Below are 20640 nucleotides of genomic sequence, written 5' to 3'. Positions count from 1 at the left end.
GAGATGATGTCCGGGCCAAAGGGAGGGCGGGGGATGACGGGCTTCGAGACGGTTCTCTTACGGGTGGCGGGGACGGCTGCGGGGGCGGTGGTGAAGTCGCTCCTGGCGCGGGCGCCGGGGGCGGGGCTGGTGGCGGATCCGGCCGTTCCGGCGCCGCGCTGGCGCAGGCCGCCGGTGGAACTGGGCGAGCGGGAGGTGGGGCGGCTGGCCCGCGTGCTCGCCGCACGGCTGGGCCAGGCCGCGGAACTGCTGCCGGAGCACGAGCTGCTGTCGGTGGTCGACGCGGTGAGCGACGCCTTCGCCTCACTGGGGAGCCTCGACGCCGATGCGGTCTTCGCGGCGGACCTCGATCCGCGGAGGCTCGCGACGATGCTTGAGCCGCCCCGCGGAGCAGCCTTGAGCGAGCCCGCGGAGGCCGTCTACCGCAATCTGGTCGCCCTGTGCTGCGAGCACGCGGTGGAGTACACGACGACCCTGCCGAGCTTCGGGGCGCGGGCCGATGTGGAACTGGTACGCCGCACGGCCGAGCTGACCCGCGCGTTGGAGCGGATGAAGGCGCGCGAGAACAGTGCGGCGCACGCCTTCGAGGAGCAGTACGCCCGCTACGTCACGGCCGCGCACGACCGGCTCCAGCTGTTCGGCCTCACCCTCGGCCGGAGCGACCGCCAGGAGTGGCCGCTGGACCTGGCCTACATCAGCCTGGCGGTCACCGGCGAGCGGCCGGCCAGCACGGAGGCGGGCCACACCGGGCCGGTCCGGGCGGAGCAGGCGCTCGGCCCGGCCCGCCGGGTGCTGCTGCGCGGGCCCGCGGGCTCCGGCAAGAGCACCGTGGTCCAGTGGCTCGCCCTGAACGCGGCCCGCCGCAGCTTCGGCCAGGACCTGGCGGAGCTCAACCTGTGCGTCCCGTTCGTCCTGCGACTGCGCTCCTTCCACTCCGCGGGCGGCCTGCCGGCGCCGCAGGACTGGCTGCGGGCCTCCGGCGTGCCGCTGCGCGCCCCGGACGGCTGGACCGAGGAGCTCCTCGCCAACGGGCGCGCTCTGGTCCTGGTCGACGGGGTCGACGAGGTGCCGCGGAGGCTGCGCAAGCGGACGGAGGAGTGGCTGCGTTCGCTGATCGCGGCCTTCCCGAACGCCCGGTACGTGGTCACCACCCGCCCCTCGGCGGTTCCGGAGGACTGGCTCGCGGGCCAGGCGTTCGTGCCGCACGCCCTGCTGCCGATGGAGCGGGACGACATACGGGCGTTCATCGCGCACTGGCACGCCTCGGCGCGGGAGGAGTGCGACGAGGAGGAGCGGGAGCAGCTGGACACGTACGCCTCCTCGCTGGTCCAGGCGGTGAACGCCCGCCGGGACCTGGGGCGGCTGGCCACCAACCCGCTGATGTGCGCCCTGCTGTGCGCCCTGAACCGGGACCGGCGGATGCAGCTGCCGAGGGCCCGGAAGGAGCTGTACGACGCGGCCCTGGACATGCTGCTGGTCCGCCGGGACAGCGAGCGGGAGATCAGCGGGGTGGAGGGGGTGTACCTGTCCCGGGACGAACAGACGGCCCTGCTCCAGCGGCTGGCGTACTGGCTGATCCGCAACGGTCACGTGGAGGCCGGCCGCGACGAGGCCGTGCGGATGATCGACACCTGGCTCGACGCCATGCCACAGGTCCGGGCCCAAGCCGACGCCGGGCAGGTCTTCATGCACCTGCTGATCCGCAGCGGGCTGCTGCTCGAACCCGCGCCGGGCGCGGTGGTGTTCGTACACCGCACCTTCCAGGACTATCTGGGCGCCAAGGCCGCGGTCGAGTTCCGGGACTTCGGGATGCTGATCTCGAACGCCCACGACGACGGCTGGGAGGACGTCGTCCGCATGGCGGTCGGGCACTCCCGGCCCGACGAACGGGCGGAGCTGCTCCGCGGACTGCTCCGCCGGGCGGACGACTCACCGCAGCAGCACGGCCGCCTGGTCCTGCTCGCGGCGACCTGTCTGGAACACGCCACGGAGCTGGCACCGGAGGTGCGTGATGAGGTCACGTCACGGACGAGCGGGCTGGTCCCCCCGCGCAGCCCGGCGCAGGCACAGGAGTTGGCGAAGGCCGGTGAGCTGGTGCTCGACCTGCTGCCCCCGCCGGAGGAGCTGGACGATCCGGAGGCCGCCGCGACCGTACTGACCGCCGCCCTGATCGGCGGGCCCCGGGCGCTGTCCCTCGTGGCGAAGTTCCGCCGGCAGACCGGTCCCGACGTGTGCCGCGAACTCGCCGACGCCTGGGGCCGGTTCCCGCTGGTCGAGTACGCGGAACAGGTGCTGGCCGACGCCACGCTCGGGGACGTCGAACTGCCCGTCGGCACGGGCGAGCGCATCCGGGCCCTCCCCGGGCTGCGGCGGATCAGGGGCGTCCACCTGCAGGGCGACTACGGCATTCCGGAGGAGATCACCGGTATGGAGCAGCTGGAGGGGCTGACGATCCGGTCGAACAACGTCAGCGATCTCTCACCGCTGGCCGCGCTGCCCGCCCTGAGGCGCCTGGCCCTCATCTACTGCCCCCGGCTGACGGACCTCGGCCCGCTCCGAAAGCCGGCCCTGGAAGAACTCACGCTGTCCATGTTGCGCGAAAGCCTGTCCCTGGCGCCGCTCGAAGAGCTGACCACCTTGCGCCGCCTGACCCTCGATACGCGTCTGCTGCCCGACCGGGTGAGCGAGATCCCCGCCCCGCCGGGGCTCAGCGCCCTCCATCTGAACGGCAGAACGGGCCTGGCCGTCGACAGCCTCGACCGCTGGCCCGTGCTGGACGAGCTCGCGCTGTCCGGGCGGCACACCGTCGACCAGTTGCTCCGGCTGCCGCAAGTGCCGCCCCTGACCACCCTCCACCTGGCGAATCACCCGGCCCTGGAGCCGGCCGCCCTCCAGCGCTTCGAACGGCTGCGCAGTCTGTACGCGTTCAACTGCCGGTTCGCGGGCGGGCTGGAGCCGCTGGCCTCGCTCCCCGATCTGTCCCTGCTCAGCCTGAGCGTCTGGGAAGGCCCTCCGGTCGACCTCTCGCCGCTGGCGGACCTGCCCGGTCTGACCATCGAGCTCTGGGAGGGCACCACCGTCACCGGGGCGGATCGGATCCCGCCGGAGCAGCTCAGGTTCCGTTCCTGAGCCGCCCCGGCGGCTCCGGGTCGTCACCAGACCCGCACCGACCCCCCTCGCGCGAAGGCCGGGCTGGTCGCCCCCGCCGGGACTTCCGTCAGCGGCTCGGCCACCTCCGAGACCAGCGGGCCGTGTTTGGCGGCGACCGCGTCCAGCAGGGCGAGGTCGAAGCCGTAGACGCGGGCCGCGTTGCCGCCGACCATCGCGGCGACCTCCTCGCGCGGGAGGCCCGCGTAGGCGATGCGGAGGCCTTCGCGGGAGAAGGGGGTGGTGCCCTCGTCGTGGGGGTAGTCGCTGCCCCACATGATCTTGTCGAGGCCGATCCGCTCCCGCAGCGGGACCTCGTGGGGGCGCATGAAGCTCGCTCCCACGAAGCAGTTGTCCCGCCATACCTCGCTCGGGCCCTTGCCCATCGCGTCCGCCAGGCCCGCCCCGAACTTGGACTCGGCCGTGCCGGAGGCCGCGACCAGGCGGCCGTGGTAGTAGTCCAGCATCTCCATCACGCCCGGGATCCAGCCGGAGCCCTGTTCCGTGAGGACCAGCTTGAGGCCGGGGTGCCGGCGGAAGGCGCCGCCGAAGATGAGGTGCCACAGGGCGCGGTGCGAGAACCAGGTGGTTTCGACCATGAAGACGGCCCGGGCGGCCGGTTCGTCGCCCAGCGGCGGGGAGGCCGAGCCGCCGTGGTGGTTGACCGGGACGTCCAGCTCGTCGCAGACCGCCCAGATCGGGTCGTACGCCTCCGAGTGGAGCTCGGGGACGGCCGAGCCGGGCGGGACGCCGGGCAGCAGGATGCCGCCGGTGAGGCCCTCGTTCCTGGTGCGGCGGATCTCCGCGACCGCCGCGTCCACGTCGTTGAGGAGGATCTGGACCACGCCCGCGCGGCGGCCCGGCGCCTGCGCGCAGAAGTCCGCCATCCAGCGGTTGTGGGCCTGGAGGCCCGCCCAGCGCATCGCGAACTCCGCGGGCGTCGGGGGCTGGGCCATCAGGGAGGACTTCGGGAAGAACGGCGGGATGGTGTTCGGGAAGAGGACTTCCGCGACGATGCCGTCGGCTTCCAGTTCGGCGAGGCGGACCGCCGAGTCCCAGTTGCGGTCCGCCTTGTCCGCAAGGAGGTCCTCGTACGGATTGACGTACGTGGCGGCCCAGGCGTCGAAGTCCTCGTGGTACCGCTTCTCCAGGTAGGGCTTGTAGTCCAGCAGGTCGGCGCCCGCGTGGCAGTCGGCCGAGATGACCGTGTAGCGGTCGTCGGACGTCACTGGTCCACCCCCAGTACCGGGAAGTCGTTGTCCGTCAGCCAGTGCCGACCCACCTCGCGGGAGCGGGCCCAGGAGGCCTCCACCGCCGCCTGGTCGGGCGACTGGCCCAGGTCGGCCGGGGTGGGGCCGATCCGGCGGGCGATCGGGGCCAGTTTGCCGGTGTCGAAGCCGAAGACCTCGGCGGCCGCCAGGCCCAGCATCCGGCGGGTCTCGGCGACCGGGATGTCGTGGAAGGTCTTCTTCAGCCAGTTCCGGGTGTCCGGCCAGGTGCCCTCGGGGTGCGGGAAGTCCGAACCCCACAGGATGTTGTCCACGCCGATCTCGTAGCGCTGGGCGAGTTCGCGCCGCTTGGTGTTGGTCGCGCAGATGAAGACCTGGCGGTCCAGGTACTCGCTCGGCGGGCGCTTCAGCTCCTCGAAGGGGGAGAGCTTCTTGCCGCCGTGCGCGCCGAGGTAGAGGCGGTCCATGAACCACAGCTGGTTCGGGAGCCACCAGCAGCCCGATTCCGCCACGCCGAACTTGAGCCCCGGGTGCCGCTCGAAGACCCCGGACCAGAGCAGGAACCAGAGCGGGCGGGCCGGCCACCAGGTGACCTCGGAGACGAAGATGCCGAGGTGGTCGCCGTACTCGTGGCGCGGCGAGGAGCCGGAGTGGGTGACGATCGGCATCTGCGTCTCGGCCGCCGCCGCCCACACGGGGTCGTAACGGCGGTCGTGGTAGGGCGCCTTGTCCACCCACATCGCCGGGATCATCAGCGCGCCCAGCCCGGATTCCTTGGCGCGGTATATCTCGGCGACGACCTTCGACGGCTCGCCGGTGATGGGGAGGAGGGCGACCCCGCAGTGGCGCTCGGGGTTCTGCGAGACGAACTCCGCCAGCCAGCGGTTGTGCGCCTGTGCGCCCGCCATGCCGAGTTCGGGGTCCTGGTCCCCGGAGAGGCCGAGGCCCACTCCGAAGGGGGCCGCGGTCTGGCTGTCGACGGCGTCCGCGTCGGGGAAGACGACCTCGCCGGCGACGCCGTCGCCGTCGAGTTCCTTCAGCCGCTGCGCCGTGTCCCAGCCTCCCTTGAGGCCCTCCTCGTGGTCGTGGAACCACTTCTCGGCGAAGGCCTCGTTGCGGACGCCCAGTCGGGTGGCCTCCGCTCGGCGGGCGTCGCGCTCGCCGAGGAACTCGTCGAACTGGGGGTGGAACGCGCTGTCCAGGTAGGGGCGGTACTGCTCGGTCGGCAGGCCCGCGTGGCAGTCGGAGGAGATGATCAGGTACGGGTCTTCGTACTGGTCTTCGTGCTTGTCGCTCACTGCTGACGCCCCTCAGTCGAGGATGAAGCTTTCCAGGTAGGCGGGGTTGGCGCGGTCGAGCATCGACTGCGACCGGGCGCGGATCTGCCGGTCGCTGTGCTCGCTGGCCGGGAGCATCCAGAAGCGGTCGGCGCGGATGCCGTCGACGACGTGCTCGGCGACCTCCTCGACGGGGGTGAAGTTCACCTCGTGGCCGGCTTGCTTCATGGCTGCCTCGTACTGGTCGAGGCTGCGGTACGGGGACTTGCGCGGCCGCTCCTTCGCGTACCGCTCGGGCCGGTTGCGGTGCGACTCCCACAGCCCGGTGCGCAGCATGTGCGGTCCCGGGAAGAGGACGGAGGCTCCGATGGCCGCGCCCTCCGCCTTGAGGTGGGCGTAGAGGGACTCGGTCATCGTCACCACGGCCGCCTTCGTGACCGCGTACACGGAGGCGGTGGGCAGCGGGGCGATGCCGCCGTCGCCGGAGGAGGTGTTGACGACGTGGCCGGGGGCGCCGCCCTCGATCATGCGGGGGACGAAGGCCTGGATGCCGTGGAAGACGCCCCACACGTTGACGGAGAAGGCCCATTTCCAGTCGTTGGGCTCGTGCTGCCACATCCGGCCTTCGGCGCCGGAGCCGACGCCCGCGTTGTTGCAGAGCACGTGCACGGCGCCGAAGGTCTCGTAGGCGGCGTCGGCCAGCGCGATCACCGAGTCGCGGTCGCTGACGTCCACGGTCCGCGCGAGGACTTCGGCGCCGTCGGCGGCGAGTTCCCCGGCGGCCTTGTTCAGGGCGCCCTCCTCCACGTCGGCGAGGACGACCTTCAGTCCCTCGGCGGCGAAGCGGCGGGCCATCGCGAGGCCGATGCCACTGGCGGCTCCGGTGACGACGGCCACCTGTCCTGGTTCGAGTCGCATGTCAGACGCTGCCTTTCGTACTTCCCGACGGGGGTGCGTCCAGGATCTGCATGGGGTCGTCGTAACGCTGGTGGATGTACGGGAGGAGGGCCTGGGCGCTGACCCGTTCGACGACCTTGCCCCGCTGGTCGGTGGTCTTCTCGCCGATGGTGATCTCGACGAGGCGGCGCACCGGGAGGTCCGCGATGGGGTCGAACATGGACTCGCGGAGCACCACGTCACCGGTGATGTGCTCCAGCTTGCGGACCTTCTCGTTGCGCGTGCAGTGCACGAGCACCGGGTCGGCGTCGAAACCCGAACCGTCCACCGCGGGGAGGAACTTGAAGTAGAAGTCGACCTTCTGGGTGGGCTCGGGCAGCGGCAGCTCCCGGTCCACGGCCCCGCGCACCTCCACGAAGGCGATCCCGTGCCGGGCGAGGGAGGCCCGTACGACGAGGCCTTCGCGTTCGACGGTGATCTCGCCGAGCTTCTTCGGCTCGCCGAACACCTCGCGGCCGCCGATCAGGGCCCGCTCCATGCTCATGGGCATGACCAGCGGGTACCAGCCCTCGACCCCTCCGTGCCGGGCGGCGACGGCCACCGAGCCGGCGCCGAGCGGGTAGCCGGGCAGGTCGACCTTGCTGATGTTGGCCCGTACGAGGGGCCGCTCGGCGGGCTTGAGTGGCGGCGGGAGGACTGCCGCCACCACGTCCGGGTCGGTCTCCCAGACGGCCACCACGCCGGTGGACCAGATGTCGGGGAGCTTGGAACTCTTCTCGCGCGACGCCGCGATCTCGGCCTCGGTTCGCGCTCCGTACCGTACGCGTGCCATCTTTCGCACCACCCTCTCCGGGGCCCCTCCCAGCGGCAGCTGGGGGCGGTTCTGTAACACAGTTACACCGCGACCGATGAAGGGTAAAGACCCTTGCACGCACCAGAACTGACGGATCGACAGATGGGTGGGCCGGATCCATGGCCAGAAGCACGCTGACCCGTGACGAGGTACTGGACGCCGCCACGTCCCTGGTCAAGCAGCACGGCCCGGCCGCCCTCACCATGCGCAAGCTCGCCGCCGAACTGGGCACCGCGGTGACCTCCATCTACTGGCACGTCGGCAACCGCGAGCAGCTGCTGGACGCCCTCGTGGAGCGGACCGTGGAGGAGATGGGCGCGATCAGGCCCGCAGGCCGCAACCCGGCCGAACGGATCCTGTCGGTGGCCCGGACCCTGCGCCGCGAGCTGCGCGAACGCCCGCACCTGATCGCGATGGTCCACGAACGCGGCCTCACCGAGCGGATGTTCCTGCCCGCCCAGCAGGCCCTCGTCCACGAGGTGCACGTCGCCGGGCTGCGCGGGGCGCGGGCGGCCGACGTGGTGCGCGCGATCCAGTTCCAGATCGTCGGCTTCCTGCTCGTCGAGCGCAATCGCGAACGCTCCCCCGCCCAGTCCCCCGCCGAGAGCGACCTCTGGGACCCGGCCGCGGCCCCGCACGACCCGGCCCTCGCCCGAGCCCTGGCCCGCCCGGCGGACCCGGAACGACTGTTCCTGCTGTCCGTGCAGGCCCTGACGGCCACCCTGCTCAAGCCGCGCGGCCAGGCCGTCTAATCGGTTTGCCCCGGCGCTCGGGCCCGTGATGGGATCGGCCGTGCGGGGGCGGCTCCCCGGCGTGCATCCTTCTCACTCCTTCATGAAAAGAACCCGCGCGCCCACTCTCCGCCCCCGCTTCGCCGTATCCGGAGGGAAACCACAGCCGTGTCTGCCATCGAGTCCGTCCTGCTGCGCCGGCTGCGGACCGTCTACGTCGACCAGCCGCCGGCCGCCTCTTCGCCCGGCCGCGAAGGTGTGCGGCCCCTGGAGGGCGAGCTCCTGGAGCGCGGTCACGCACTGAGCCCGGAGCTGCACGCGGCCCTCTCGGCGCTCGCGCCGACCGACCTCGCCGAGGAGCGGCTGCGGCTGTTCGCCCTGGTGGACGCGCTGATGGGCGCCGACCGGGTGCACAAACCGCTCTTCCGCCGCTTCCCCTTCTCCATCCCGCACGACACCGAGCGCTGGTACGTCAGCCGGATCTTCGCCCTGCTGCTCCAGGAGCCCGAGCAGCCCTGCGTGCTGTGCGCCGAGAGCACCACGGTGCACCCCGTCGCGCCCTGCGCGCACCTCGTGTGCCGCGCCTGCTGGGACGGCGCCGACTACACCGGCTGCCCGGTCTGCCACCGGCGCGTCGACCCCGCCGATCCCTTCCTGCGCCCGGACCTCGACGAAGGTGCCGACCGCGCCGCCCGGGCCGCCCGCAAGGGCAAGGGGCTGCCGACGGCTCCGCTGCGGCTGCTGCGGCTCGGCACCGACCGGCCGCAGGACTGCGCCCGGGTGATCGCCTCGCTGCTCGCCCGGCAGACCCCGCTGTCCCCCGAGGACCGCGACGACCTCGCCCTCCTGCTCTCCCACGCCCCGGCGGACCTCGGGTGGCTCCCCGAGGAGATCCCCGTACGGGAGACCAAGGCACTGGTCCTCGGCAAGCTGCTGGCCGACTGGCGGACCGAGGACGCGGCGCGGGCGCTGCTCGCCGCCCGGCTCACCACCGCCACCGACGTGCTGCGGCTGCTCGCCGTGTTCTCCGGCGGGGACCCGGGCCTGCTGCCGCTGCCCCGGTTCGCGGGGATCGGCCGGCCGCTGCGCCGGGAACTCCTCGCGGTGCTCGACGCGTTGAACCCGGAGTACCTGGTCGAGGACCTGCTGCGGCACCCCGTCGCCTGGAAGCGGGCCGCCGAGCGCCTGCACCCCTTCGAGCGGCACGCCCGGCATCCGCGGGCCGCGCTCGCCTTCGCCGTGCTGCGGGGCACGACCGTGTCCACCGCCGGCCCCTTCGGTGTGGCGCTGCTGGAGACGGCCGCCGCGCACCCGGAGGCCGTCCGCGTGGACGGGGACCGGATCCGCCCCGCCACCTGGGCGGGCCGGATCGAGGAGGCCCTGGCCCTGGGGGACGCGGGCGCGGCCGCCGCACTGGCCGGGCAGCGCCCGGGGGAACTCGTACGCCGCCTCGACCACCTGCTGCGCCTGCATCCGGGCGAGGAGCTCGTCCCCGAGCTGGAGGAGGCGCTCGCGCGCGGGCTGCCCGCCGCCGGCGCGGGTCCGCTGCTGTCCGCGTTCGGCGCGCTGCGGCCCCGGGCAGGGGACCGCAGGGGCGGGCGCCGGGTGTTCTTCCCGCGCGGCCAGGTCGCCCGTGCCCAGGTGGCGTGGGAGGAGCGGGCCCCGCTGCCCGCGCCGCTCCTCGCGGCGGCGGTGTCCCGGCTGGAGGAGGAGGTGCTGCGGCGGTTCGGCGCCGCCGGGGACGAGCCGTACGACCTGTCCGTCCTCGACTCCGGGCTGGCCGACCTGACCGTGCCCTTCGGCGAGCGCACCGCGGCCAAGGCGCTGGTGGCCGTACCGCGGGGCAGTACGCAGAGCCTGCCCGAGGGCGAGGTGCTGCGGCTTTTCCTGCACTGGACGGAGCCCGCGGACCGGATCACCGACCTCGACCTGTCCGTCGCCTTCTTCGACGCCGACTGGAAGTTCACCGGTCTGTGCGACTACACGAGCCTGCGGCACGGGCCGCGCGGGGCCGCCACCCACTCGGGCGACCTCACCTCGGCTCCCGCCCCGGACGGCGCCACCGAGTACGTGGACCTGGACCTGGCCGCGCTGGCGCGGAACGGCGACGTGTACGCGGTCCCGCTGGTCTTCAGCTTCAACAACGTGCCCTTCGAGGAGCTCCCGGACGCCTTCGCGGGCTTCATGGCCCTGCCCGCGGACGCCACGCGCGGCTCCTCGTACGACCCGCGCACCGTCCGTCAGCGCTTCGACCTCGCCGGGCAGTCGCAGGTGTGCCTGCCCATGGTGGTGGACCTGGCCGCCCGCCGGGCGCTGTGGGCGGACGTCCACCTGCCGCCGTCGGGCGGCTTCCAGAGCGTGGCCTCGCACGGGGAGCGGCTGGCGTCCGTGGCCCGCGACGTCTGGGAGCACTTCGGCTCCGGCGCCCGTACGAGCCTGTGGGACCTGGCCGTGTGGCGGGCCGCCGCCCGCTCCCGCGAGGTGGCCGTCGTACGCCGGGCCGTGCATCCGGTGCTCCCCGACGAGCTGTGGCTGTACCGGGCCGGGGACGGCGAGCCGGTGGCCGCGTTCGCCGCACGGGTCTCGACCCTGGAGCCGCCGCAGGAGCTCCGCGAGCCGGCGAACGCCGATGCGGAGGCCGCCGAACTGGCTGCGGGGAAGCGGGTGTTCCTGGCCCTGGTGCACGGGAGCCCGGCCCTGGCGGGGGCTTCGGGGACGGCGTACCGGCTCTTCCCTGGGCCCGTCGAAGTCCCCGCCGCCCTCACCTCGGTGACGGCCGGGGACCTGATGGCGGAGCTGGGCCGAGCTGACATCGCGGCCACGGCTGTCAGTCGGGGCCGATATCCTCTGTGACCATGCTCGCCGACCGTACGACCGCAGAGACGATGTGGCCGACCGCGTACCCGAAGGGGTACGCGGTCGTCGACGTGGAGACCACCGGGCTCGCTCGCGACGACCGGATAGTCTCCGCCGCCGTCTACCGGCTCGACGCGCAGGGCAATGTGGAGGACCACTGGTACACCCTGGTCAACCCGCTGCGTGACCCGGGACCCGTGTGGATCCACGGCATCACCAGCGACATGCTCCAGGACGCCCCGCTCTTCAAGGACATCGCCTCGGAGTTCGCCGGGCGGCTCGCGGACCGGGTGCTGGTCGCGCACAACGCCATCTTCGACTGGCAGATGATCGCCCGGGAGTACGCCCGGGCCGAGGAGACCGCGCCGGTCCGTCAGCGGCTGTGCACGATCGCCCTGTCGAAGGAGCTGAACCTCCCGCTGCCCAACCACAAGCTGGAGTCGCTCGCCGCGCACTTCGGCGTGGTCCAGCAGCGCGCCCACCACGCGCTCGACGACGCACGGGTGCTCGCCGAGGCCTTCCGCCCGTCCCTGCACGCGGCCGCCCGCAGCGGCGTACGGCTGCCCCTGCTGGAGTGCCGGCCGCTGACCGAGTGGTCGGACTCGGCCGCCGCTCCGCGGGTGGGCTACCAGTCCTCGTACGGGAACAGCGGCAGCTGGCGGCCCTCGCGCAAGCGGCCGCCGTGCCCGCACCCGAACCCGGGGCGCTACGAGGACGGCAAGCCGCTGAAGCAGGGGATGCGGATCGCCTTCTCCGGTGACACGTCGGTGGAGCGGGAGCTGTTGGAGGACCGCGCGGTCGAGGCGGGACTGCACATCGCGACGAGCGTGTCGCGCCTCACCAGCCTGCTGGTGACGAACGACCCCGACTCGGCGACCTCGAAGACGGTCAAGGCGAAGTCCTTCGGCACCCCGGTCGTCGACGAGGCGGCCTTCACGCAGCTGCTGCGGGACGTGGCGGACGCGGAGTCCTGAGCCCGGGCCCGCATTGCTCCGGGTGGGTGCAGGCACGGCGACTCACCCCGCTGGATCTTGTTCCGGTCCGCCGCCCTGCGCAGCATTCGGCGCATGGCACGTTGTGAGGTCTGCGGAAACGATTACGGCATGTCCTTCGAGGTGCACGCGCAGGGCGCGGTGCACGTCTTCGACTGCTTCTCCTGCGCCATCCACCGCATGGCGCCCGTCTGCGAGCACTGCAAGGTCTCGATCATCGGGCAGGGCGTCGAGGTCGAGGGCCAGTGGTTCTGCGGGGCGCACTGCGCCCGCGCGGAGGGGAAGGTGGGCATCGTCGACCGCGTCTGACTCCGGCTCCCCGACCCCTCGTCTCCCCGTCCCGTGACCCCGGACGGCCACCCGGCCGCCGGGGTCTTCCGCGCTGGGGGTACCGTCGTGGGCGTGTACCGCTTTGTGCTGACCCGGCAGTGGGTGTGCCTCACCCTCGTCGCCCTCGCCCTGATCCCCGCGATGATCAAGCTGGGGTTCTGGCAGTACCACCGCCATGTGCACCGGGTCGCGCAGAACGAGCTCATCGACGCGAACCTGCGGGCGAAGCCGGTCCCGGTGACCGAGGTCACCTCCCCCGGCCACGAGGTCCCCCGCGCGGACTTCTGGCGGGCCGTCACCGCGACCGGTACGTACGACTCCGCGCACGAGGTGGTCGTGCGCATGCGGACCTCCAACGACGACAAGGTCGGCTTCCACGTCCTGACCCCGCTCGTGCTCGGCGACGGCCGGGTGGTGCTGGTCAACCGCGGCTGGGTGCCCGGCGGCGACGACCCCCGCGCCTATCCGCCGGTGCCGGCGGCGCCCTCGGGCGAGGTCACCGTCGCCGGACGGCTGAAGGCCGACGAGACGAGCGGCGGCAGCGGCATCAAGGACCGCAAGGGCCTGCCGGACCGCCAGGTGATGCTGATCAACAGCGGACAGCAGGCCGAGTCCCTGGGCCGGCCCGTCCTCGGCGGCTACCTGGAGCTCACCGCTCCGGCTCCGGCGGACGACAGCCCCGAGATCATCACCGACCCCGACCACGACTCGATCGGCGCGCACATGGCGTACGCCGTCCAGTGGTGGCTGTTCGCCTCCGCGGTGCCGGTGGGCTGGCTGGTCCTCGTACGGCGGGAGAAGCGGGACCGCGAGGAGGAGGCGGCCAAGGCCGCGTCCGCGGCGGCGGAGCCGGCGGCCGCGTAGCGTGCGCGGAGCCCCCGAGTCCCCCGGGCCCCCGACCGCGTAGCGTGTCGGCATGGATCTTGGACTGAAAGACCGCGTCTACGTCGTCACCGGGGCCACCCGCGGCCTCGGCCTCGCCTCCGCCCGTGAACTCACCGCGGACGGCGCGAAGGTCGTCCTGACGGGCCGGGACGGCAAGCGGGCGGCCGACGCCGCCGCTTCGCTCGGCCCGAACGCCGTCGGGGTGGCCGCCGACAACTCCGACCCGGCGGCGGCCGGGCAGCTCATCGCCGCCGCGCGCGAGCACTTCGGGCGCTTCGACGGCATCCTCGTCAGCGTCGGCGGCCCGGCCCCCGGCTCCGCCGCGGACAACACCGACGAGCAGTGGTCGGCCGCCTTCGAATCGGTCTTCCTGGGCGCGGTCCGCCTCGCCCGCGCGGCCGCCGCCGAGCTGGGCGAGGGCGGGGTCATCGGCTTCGTCCTGTCGGGCTCGGTCCACGAGCCGATCCCCGGCCTGACCATCTCCAACGGCCTGCGGCCGGGCCTGGCGGGCTTCGCCAAGTCCCTGTCGGTGGAGCTGGGCCCGCGCGGGATCCGGGTCGTCGGCCTGCTGCCCGCGCGCATCGACACCGACCGGGTGCGCGAGCTCGACGCGCTGTCCGGCGACGCGGAGACGGCCCGCGCCGGCAACGAGTCCCGGATCCCGCTGGGACGCTACGGGACCCCGGAGGAGTTCGGCCGCACGGCCGCGTTCCTGCTCTCCCCCGCGGCCTCGTACCTGACGGGCGTCATGCTCCCGGTGGACGGCGGCTCCCGGCACGGCTTCTGACCGTCCGGGAGCAAGGTGTCACGTCACCCGCTGCGCCCGGTGCGAGGTCACCTTGAGGCGGGCCTCCGCCGCGAGTTCCGGGAGGCCCGCCGAGGTGCGGGCCCGGGTCAGGACCGGGCCCGCGAGAGCGGCGAGGGCATCGGCGGGCACCCCGTGGGGTTCCAGTTCCATCGCGACCCGCAGGGCGGGCGAGCCGCGCCGCCCGCGCAGCGAGGCCCGGCAGTGGGCCACGCCGTCGAGGCCGCCGACCTCCGCGGCCACCGCCTCCTCCAGCGCGCGCCCCCGCAGCACCGCGAACGCCCCGTCCCCGGTGTCGACCTCGACGGAATCCAGCCGCGCCCGCCGCAGCTGGGACAGCAGCCACCACAGCGCCAGCAGTACGCACAGCGCGAGACCGGCGAGCAGCGCCCACCACCACCAGCCGTCGGCGTGCCAGTACCGGCGCCGGGCCTCCTCGGTGAGCAGCGGCGCGTGCCGGCCGTGCAGCGGCCACGCCCCGGTGAGCAGCACGGCCCCGGCGGCCAGCAGGACCGCTCCGGCCACCGCCAGCAGGATCCGGTTCACCCTCCCGAGCACCTCCCGCTCACCTCCTGACCCGTACGCGCGGCTGCGGCGGATGGGCGAGGCCCAGTTCCTCGATGCCGACGGCGAGCACCTCGTCCAGGTCGGCCCGTACGTCGTCCAGCTCGCGGAAGTGCGAGGTGGCGCGCACCGCGATGTGGGACCGGCCCACCTTGACCCGTACCGACCGCACTCCGGACACCTCCATGGCCCGGTCCCGCAGCACCTGCGCGGCGTCCCTGCGGCCGAGCCCGGCCCGCACCCCGGTGGCCGGATCCGGGGTCCGCATCGGGAGGATCCCGCGCAGGCCGGGGGTGAACGCGAGCAGCAGGAGCAGTACCCCGGCCAGCGCGAGGGCCCCGCCGGTCAGCTGTACGGCCAGGTCGGCGGGGGTGCGCAGGGCGAGCCGGCGGGCGAACTCCGGGCGCCAGCCCATGCCGGGGCGGCCGGCCCGTACGGCGGCCAGGTCGTAGAGGAAGAGGGCCGCGACCCCCAGCACGACGAGTGCGGCGAGTGCGGCCGGGACGCGCCGGGAGGACCGGAACCGGGCGGCCGGGCCGGTCACCGCAGCCGCCGGTCCCGCCCGGCGGCGAGCCGGGTGTGGGTGGAGTGCAGGTGCTCGATGTCGATGTCCACCTCGGGTACGGACATCTCCGCGCACTCCTCGATGCGCCGGGCGACCTGGCGTCGTACGGCCGCGCACTGGGCCGCGAGGTCGGAGGGGTAGCCGAGCTCCAGGCTGACCCGGACCCGCGCGATGTCGTGGTGCACGGTGACGGTGGCGAGCGGGGGCGCGCCCGAGGGGGCGGTGAGCGCCTCGCGGGCCGCCTGGGCGGCGATCTTGGCGACGACCCGGTCGGCGATCCGGGTGGCCCCCCGGTCGGCGGGCGCCACCTTGGGCGGGACGGCCCGGGACGGGTTGCTCATCGGTGCCTCACCCGCGCCGGTCGTCGCGGCGGCGGAACAGGTCTCCCGGTTCGAGGTCCCCGTCGAGGAACCGCCCGCCGACGAAACCGATGGCGCCGAGGGCCGCCACCAGCAGGAAGGCCCCGAAACCGCCGAAGTACCCGGCGAACGCCAGGGCCATGCCGGCGAACAGGCCTGCGATCGCCATGTTCATAGCGCACTCCTCTCGGCTTCCCTCGGCTACTGGAGACGGGTCTCCGGCTCCTCGTCGGGCTCGTCGGGCAGTTTGACGTCGCTGACCGCGATGTTGACCTCGACGACCTCCAGGCCGGTCATCCGCTCGACCGCCGAGATGACGTTCTCCCGGACCGCCCGGGCGACCTCACGGATCGAGACGCCGTATTCGACGACGATCTCCAGGTCGAGGGCGGTCTGGACCTCGCCGACCTCCGCCTTGACCCCGCGGCTGACGGAGGCCTTGCCGCCGCCCGGGACGCGGTCCCGGACGGCGCCGAAGGTCCGGGACAGGCCGCTGCCGCTGCCCATGGCGTGTACGCCGACCACCTCGCGGGCGGCCAGCCCGGCGATCTTCTCGACCACCCCGTCGGCGATGCTCGTGCGTCCCCGGTCGCCGGGCTCCTTGGCGGAGCCGCCGCCTGCGCTGGATTCGGTCATGGCGTGCCCCTTCGTTCGCGCGGACTCACTCCGCACCACGTTAAGCGCGTGGCGGCGTCACCGCCCCGGGAGTAGGCCGGTCGGCCGGAATCCGCGCCTCAATCGCCGGCGCGGCTCAAGGATCGGGGCTCCGCCCCGCACCCCGCTCCTCAAACGCCGGAGGGGCTGGAATTGCCTTGCGGGCATTCCAGCCCCTCCGAGCGCAAGAGGCGCGGGGTCTGCGACGGAGCCCCAGGAGGCGGCGCCGCAGGTCAGTCCGAGAGGCCCGCCAGGTCGCGCAGGCGGCGGGCCTGGGCGGCGCGCTCGGCCGTGCGCTGGTCGTCGTACGGGCGCGACTGCGCGTCCCGCAGCAGCGCCTTGGTCTCGTTCACGGCGTCCCGCGGGGGTGCGAGCAGGGCCGTGGCGAGGTCCTGGACGGCCGCGTCGAGCTCGTCCGCCGGGACCACGAGATTCGCGAGGCCGACCCGCTCCGCCTCCTCGGCGTGCACGAAGCGGCCCGTGGCGCAGATTTCGAGCGCACGGGCATAGCCGACCAGCGAGGTCAGCGGCTGGGTGCCGGCGAGGTCGGGGACCAGGCCCAGGCTGGTCTCGCGCATCGCGAACTGCACGTCGTCCGCGACCACGCGCAGGTCGCACGCGAGCGCAAGCTGGAAGCCGGCGCCGATCGCGTGCCCCTGTACGGCGGCGACGGAGACGATGTCATTGCGGCGCCACCAGGTGAACGCCTCCTGGTACTCGGCAATGGTGGAGTCGAGCAGCTCGTCCGAACCACGTGCCAGATCGAGGAAGGACGGCTCGCCCTCGAAACCCTCGGGGGTGAACGCCTGCCGGTCGAGTCCCGCGGAGAAGGACTTGCCCTCACCGCGCAGCACGACGACCCGGACGGTGCCCGGCAACAACCTTCCGGCCTCTGCCAAAGCCCGCCAGAGCGCGGGGGATTGGGCATTTCGCTTGGCCGGATTGGTCAGTGTCACCGTGGCGAGCGTGTCGTCGACGGTGAGTCGTACGCCGTCCTTGTCGAGCAGAGCCATCCGTATGCCTCCGGTGTGCGGTCGGCCGCGATCTCGGCCTAAGTGACTGCACAGTAACCACCCAGTCGACCCAAAGGCCGACCGGGGGTCACCGAAGGTACATCCGGACCGTTGGAACCGATGGGACCGGGGTCAGGCCGTAGCCGTCTTCTTACCGCGCGTCGCGCCTCCGCGACCACGCAGCGAAACCCCGGACTCACTGAGCATCCGGTGGACGAATCCGTAGGACCGGCCGGTCTCTTCGGCCAGCGCCCGGATACTCGCACCGGAGTCGTACTTCTTCTTCAGGTCTGCCGCGAGCTTGTCGCGCGCGGCGCCGGTTACCCGGCTGCCCTTCTTCAGAGTCTCGGCCACCCGTGCCTCCTCGTGGGAAGTGCGCTCTGGACTTCTCATGATCACCCCTCCCCGGCTTCCTGGCCACCCATTCCGCAAGGTCGGCACGACGGCATTTCTCGAGGGGTGGACGCCCGAGCAGAACGGAATCTTCTCTTCCGCCGCATGACTTCCGTCACACTTCTCCACGCTCACCGGGAATCGCCAGGTCAGGGGCGTGGAGCGGAAAAAACGACGGCCCCGGTCGCGCACCTGCTCAGGTGCGACCGGGGCCGTCGTACGACGTAGGGCGGTACCAGACCGTCTCACTCAGATGATGGATCACCCCTGAGCCGAATGATCCATAAGGAACTGGATCAGACCGCGCAGGCCGTCGGGCGCGGGGTCAGGCGAGGGCCACCAGGTCCCGGTAGTCCGGGCCCCACAGGTCCTCGACGCCGTCCGGGAGCAGGATGATCCGCTCCGGCTCCAGCGCCTCGACCGCGCCCTCGTCGTGCGTGACGAGGATGACCGCGCCCTTGTACGTGCGCAGCGCGCCCAGGATCTCCTCGCGGCTGGCCGGGTCGAGGTTGTTCGTGGGCTCGTCGAGCAGCAGCACGTTCGCCGAGGAGACGACCAGCGTGGCCAGGGCCAGACGGGTCTTCTCGCCGCCGGACAGGACGCCGGCCGGCTTGTCCACGTCGTCTCCGGAGAACAGGAAGGAGCCGAGCGTCTTGCGTACGGCGACCAGGTCCAGGTCGGGCGCGGAGGAGCGCATGTTCTCCAGGACCGTGCGCTCCGGGTCCAGCGTCTCGTGCTCCTGGGCGTAGTAGCCGAGCTTGAGGCCGTGGCCGGGGACGACGGTGCCGGTGTCGGGCGTCTCCGTGCCCGACAGCAGGCGCAGCAGGGTGGTCTTGCCGGCGCCGTTGAGGCCGAGGATGACGACGCGGGAGCCCTTGTCGATGGCCAGGTCGACGTCGGTGAAGATCTCCAGCGAGCCGTACGACTTCGACAGGCCCTCGGCGGTCAGCGGGGTCTTCCCGCAGGGCGCCGGGTCCGGGAAGCGCAGCTTGGCGACCTTGTCGGAGACGCGGACGGCATCCAGGCCGGCCAGCAGCCGGTCGGCGCGCTTGGCCATGTTCTGCGCGGCCACGGTCTTGGTGGCCTTGGCACGCATCTTGTCGGCCTGCGAGTTCAGGGCCGCGGCCTTCTTCTCCGCGTTCTGGCGCTCGCGCTTGCGGCGCTTCTCGTCGGCCTCGCGCTGCTGCTGGTAGAGCTTCCAGCCCATGTTGTAGACGTCGATCTGGGAGCGGTTCGCGTCCAGGTAGAAGACCTTGTTGACGACGGTCTCGACCAGGTCGACGTCGTGGGAGATCACGATGAAGCCGCCGCGGTAGGTCTTCAGGTAGTCGCGCAGCCAGACGATCGAGTCGGCGTCGAGGTGGTTCGTCGGCTCGTCGAGGAGCAGGGTGTCGGCGTCCGAGAAGAGGATCCGGGCGAGCTCGACACGGCGGCGCTGACCACCGGAGAGGGTGTGCAGCGGCTGGCCGAGGACCCGGTCGGGCAGGCTGAGGGCGGCCGCGATGGTGGACGCCTCCGCCTCGGCGGCGTACCCGCCCTTGGTCAGGAACTCGGTCTCCTGGCGCTCGTACTGCTTCATCGCCTTGTCGCGGGTACCGCCGGAGCCGGTGGCGATGCGCTCCTCGTTCATGCGCATCTTCTTGATCAGCACGTCAAGGCCGCGCGCGGAGAGGATCCGGTCGCGGGCCAGGATGTCGAGGTCGCCGGTGCGCGGGTCCTGCGGGAGGTAGCCGACCTCACCCGAGCGGGTGATGGAGCCGGCGGCGGGCTGGCCCTCGCCGGCGAGGCACTTGGTGAGGGTGGTCTTGCCCGCTCCGTTGCGGCCGACCAGGCCGATGCGGTCGCCCTTGGCGACGCGGAAGGAGGCGGACTCGATGAGGACGCGGGCGCCGGCGCGCAGCTCGACGCCGGTGGCGGTGATCACGGAAATACTCCAGGGCGGGTGGGGACGGCGGAAGGGGGGCAGGACGCGAAGCTTCGACGCCGCTAATCCGCGAGGAGATTTGCCATGAGAGTCATTCTACCGGGGGTGCGCAACTACTTTCGGGGCCGTCCGCTCGGCCGCCCCGTCCCCCGTTCGGCCCAGCGATCGGGCCGGTGGGCCTGAGCGCGTACGAGGATGAACGGGTTGACACACACGTTCATCGCAAAGGCGGTGCGGGATGCAGTTCGACGACAACGCCAATCTGGACACGTCCGAGGTCAAGGACGTCCGGGGCAGCCGCATCCCGGGCGGGAGGGCCACGGTCGGCGGCGGCATCGTCGGCTTCATCGCGCTGCTCCTGGGCCTCTTCTTCGGTGTGGGTCCGGAGCAGCTGGGGCTGTCCTCCGGGGACCAGGAGCCGGATCCCGCCTCGTCCTCGGTCAATCAGGTGCAGCAGGCCTGCAAGACGGGGCAGGACGCGAACGCGCGCGAGGACTGCCGGCTGGTCGCTGTGGTGAACAGCACCCAGGACTTCTGGAGGCAGGAGTTCACCAGGCGCGGCGGCCAGTACAGCCCGGCGTCGACCGTGTTCTTCACCGGCAGGGTGAACACGGCCTGCGGGGCGGCCACCTCGGCGGTGGGCCCCTTCTACTGCCCCGCGGACCGGCAGGTCTACCTCGACCTGGGCTTCTTCAACGAGCTGCGGACGAAGTTCGGCGCGAGCGGCGGCCCCTTCGCCCAGGCCTACGTCGTGGCCCACGAGTACGGGCACCACATCCAGAACCTGACCGGGACCCTCCAGCGGGCCCAGGACGGGCGGCAGGGCCCGGACAGCAACGCGGTCAAGGTGGAACTCCAGGCCGACTGCTACGCCGGAGTGTGGGCGCACAACGCGACGAAGACCCCGGACGAGTCCACCGGGCGGCCGCTGATCACCGACCTGACCGGCCAGGACATGAAGGACGGGCTGGACGCGGCGGCCGCGGTCGGCGACGACCGGATCCAGGAGAAGTTCCAGGGCCGGGTGACCCCGGAGTCCTGGACGCACGGCTCTGCCGAGCAGCGCCAGCAGTGGTTCTACCAGGGCTACCGCACGGGCGACATGGCCCAGTGCAACACCTTCCGCTGACTGTCGGCCCCGCCTGCCATGCTGGTGTGACGCGGGT

20 protein-coding genes are annotated in these 20640 nt (G+C 72.6%); 8 read left to right on the top strand and 12 right to left on the bottom strand.

What is annotated here, in order from left to right; all coding sequences use genetic code 11:
- The first annotated feature begins 33 nt into the window (after positions 1 to 33).
- The gene (locus tag OG625_RS29750; RefSeq protein WP_329387145.1) at positions 34 to 3129 is read left to right on the top strand and encodes an NACHT domain-containing protein; all 3096 of its coding nucleotides are present in this window, start codon (positions 34 to 36) and stop codon (positions 3127 to 3129) included.
- Positions 3130 to 3152: 23 nt separating this feature from the next.
- Here OG625_RS29750 and OG625_RS29745 read toward each other — a convergent pair whose 3' ends face one another.
- From OG625_RS29745 to OG625_RS29730, 4 genes are read right to left on the bottom strand one after another with little or no spacing between them, the layout of a single operon-like run.
- Positions 3153 to 4376 (bottom strand): amidohydrolase family protein, encoded by a 1224-nt coding sequence (locus OG625_RS29745; RefSeq protein WP_329387143.1) that lies wholly within the window; start codon positions 4374 to 4376, stop codon positions 3153 to 3155.
- The gene (locus OG625_RS29740) at positions 4373 to 5674 is read right to left on the bottom strand and encodes an amidohydrolase family protein (RefSeq protein ID WP_329387139.1); all 1302 of its coding nucleotides are present in this window, start codon (positions 5672 to 5674) and stop codon (positions 4373 to 4375) included. The genes OG625_RS29745 and OG625_RS29740 overlap by 4 nt, the downstream gene beginning before the upstream one ends.
- Before the next feature lie 12 nt (positions 5675 to 5686).
- Complete coding sequence (locus OG625_RS29735) at positions 5687 to 6571, bottom strand: SDR family NAD(P)-dependent oxidoreductase (protein ID WP_329387137.1); 885 nt, start codon at positions 6569 to 6571, stop codon at positions 5687 to 5689.
- A 1-nt stretch (position 6572) separates the two neighbouring features.
- Positions 6573 to 7382 (bottom strand): acetoacetate decarboxylase family protein, encoded by an 810-nt coding sequence (locus tag OG625_RS29730; RefSeq protein WP_329387135.1) that lies wholly within the window; start codon positions 7380 to 7382, stop codon positions 6573 to 6575.
- 140 nt (positions 7383 to 7522) lie between these two features.
- Here OG625_RS29730 and OG625_RS29725 point away from each other — a divergent pair, with 140 nt between their 5' ends.
- From OG625_RS29725 to OG625_RS29700, 6 genes are all read left to right on the top strand, one after another.
- Entirely contained in the window at positions 7523 to 8155 is a 633-nt protein-coding gene (locus OG625_RS29725) for a TetR/AcrR family transcriptional regulator (RefSeq protein ID WP_329387133.1), read from the top strand.
- 147 nt (positions 8156 to 8302) lie between these two features.
- Entirely contained in the window at positions 8303 to 10987 is a 2685-nt protein-coding gene (locus OG625_RS29720; RefSeq protein WP_329387131.1) for an MXAN_6230/SCO0854 family RING domain-containing protein, read from the top strand.
- On the top strand, positions 10984 to 11964 hold the full coding sequence (locus OG625_RS29715) for a DEDDh family exonuclease (protein ID WP_329387129.1): 981 nt from the start codon (positions 10984 to 10986) through the stop codon (positions 11962 to 11964). Before OG625_RS29720 ends, OG625_RS29715 begins: the two co-directional genes overlap by 4 nt.
- A gap of 93 nt (positions 11965 to 12057) precedes the next feature.
- The gene (locus OG625_RS29710; RefSeq protein WP_329387127.1) at positions 12058 to 12291 is read left to right on the top strand and encodes a hypothetical protein; all 234 of its coding nucleotides are present in this window, start codon (positions 12058 to 12060) and stop codon (positions 12289 to 12291) included.
- A 93-nt stretch (positions 12292 to 12384) separates the two neighbouring features.
- The gene (locus tag OG625_RS29705; protein WP_329387125.1) at positions 12385 to 13176 is read left to right on the top strand and encodes an SURF1 family cytochrome oxidase biogenesis protein; all 792 of its coding nucleotides are present in this window, start codon (positions 12385 to 12387) and stop codon (positions 13174 to 13176) included.
- A 52-nt stretch (positions 13177 to 13228) separates the two neighbouring features.
- Entirely contained in the window at positions 13229 to 13984 is a 756-nt protein-coding gene (locus OG625_RS29700; RefSeq protein ID WP_329387123.1) for an SDR family oxidoreductase, read from the top strand.
- A gap of 18 nt (positions 13985 to 14002) precedes the next feature.
- On the opposite strand, the gene amaP is transcribed toward OG625_RS29700, so the two are convergent.
- The 8 genes from amaP to OG625_RS29660 form a co-directional block, all read right to left on the bottom strand.
- Positions 14003 to 14548, bottom strand: a complete 546-nt coding sequence (amaP, locus tag OG625_RS29695; RefSeq protein ID WP_329387121.1) for an alkaline shock response membrane anchor protein AmaP — start codon at positions 14546 to 14548, stop codon at positions 14003 to 14005.
- A gap of 19 nt (positions 14549 to 14567) precedes the next feature.
- Positions 14568 to 15110: a DUF6286 domain-containing protein gene (locus OG625_RS29690; RefSeq protein ID WP_329387119.1), complete on the bottom strand. Its 543-nt coding sequence runs from the start codon at positions 15108 to 15110 to the stop codon at positions 14568 to 14570.
- Entirely contained in the window at positions 15107 to 15472 is a 366-nt protein-coding gene (locus OG625_RS29685; protein WP_329387116.1) for a hypothetical protein, read from the bottom strand. The genes OG625_RS29690 and OG625_RS29685 overlap by 4 nt, the downstream gene beginning before the upstream one ends.
- Positions 15473 to 15479: 7 nt before the next feature.
- Entirely contained in the window at positions 15480 to 15665 is a 186-nt protein-coding gene (locus OG625_RS29680; RefSeq protein WP_329387114.1) for a hypothetical protein, read from the bottom strand.
- A gap of 26 nt (positions 15666 to 15691) precedes the next feature.
- Positions 15692 to 16126, bottom strand: coding sequence for an Asp23/Gls24 family envelope stress response protein (locus tag OG625_RS29675; protein ID WP_329387112.1), 435 nt, complete (start codon positions 16124 to 16126; stop codon positions 15692 to 15694).
- A gap of 251 nt (positions 16127 to 16377) precedes the next feature.
- Positions 16378 to 17157, bottom strand: coding sequence for an enoyl-CoA hydratase/isomerase family protein (locus OG625_RS29670; RefSeq protein ID WP_329387110.1), 780 nt, complete (start codon positions 17155 to 17157; stop codon positions 16378 to 16380).
- 132 nt (positions 17158 to 17289) lie between these two features.
- Entirely contained in the window at positions 17290 to 17511 is a 222-nt protein-coding gene (locus tag OG625_RS29665) for a helix-turn-helix domain-containing protein (RefSeq protein ID WP_329387108.1), read from the bottom strand.
- A gap of 364 nt (positions 17512 to 17875) precedes the next feature.
- Positions 17876 to 19474: an ABC-F family ATP-binding cassette domain-containing protein gene (locus OG625_RS29660; protein ID WP_329387106.1), complete on the bottom strand. Its 1599-nt coding sequence runs from the start codon at positions 19472 to 19474 to the stop codon at positions 17876 to 17878.
- Positions 19475 to 19712: 238 nt separating this feature from the next.
- On the opposite strand from OG625_RS29660, the gene ypfJ reads away from it, so the two are divergent.
- The gene (gene ypfJ, locus OG625_RS29655; RefSeq protein WP_329387105.1) at positions 19713 to 20603 is read left to right on the top strand and encodes a KPN_02809 family neutral zinc metallopeptidase; all 891 of its coding nucleotides are present in this window, start codon (positions 19713 to 19715) and stop codon (positions 20601 to 20603) included.
- Positions 20604 to 20640 lie beyond the last annotated feature (37 nt).

The organism is Streptomyces sp. NBC_01351, assembly GCF_036237315.1.
Taxonomy (GTDB): Bacteria; Actinomycetota; Actinomycetes; order Streptomycetales; family Streptomycetaceae; genus Streptomyces.
The sequence above is the reverse complement of the archived record's forward strand: the minus strand, read 5'-3'. Positions and strand labels throughout refer to the sequence as shown.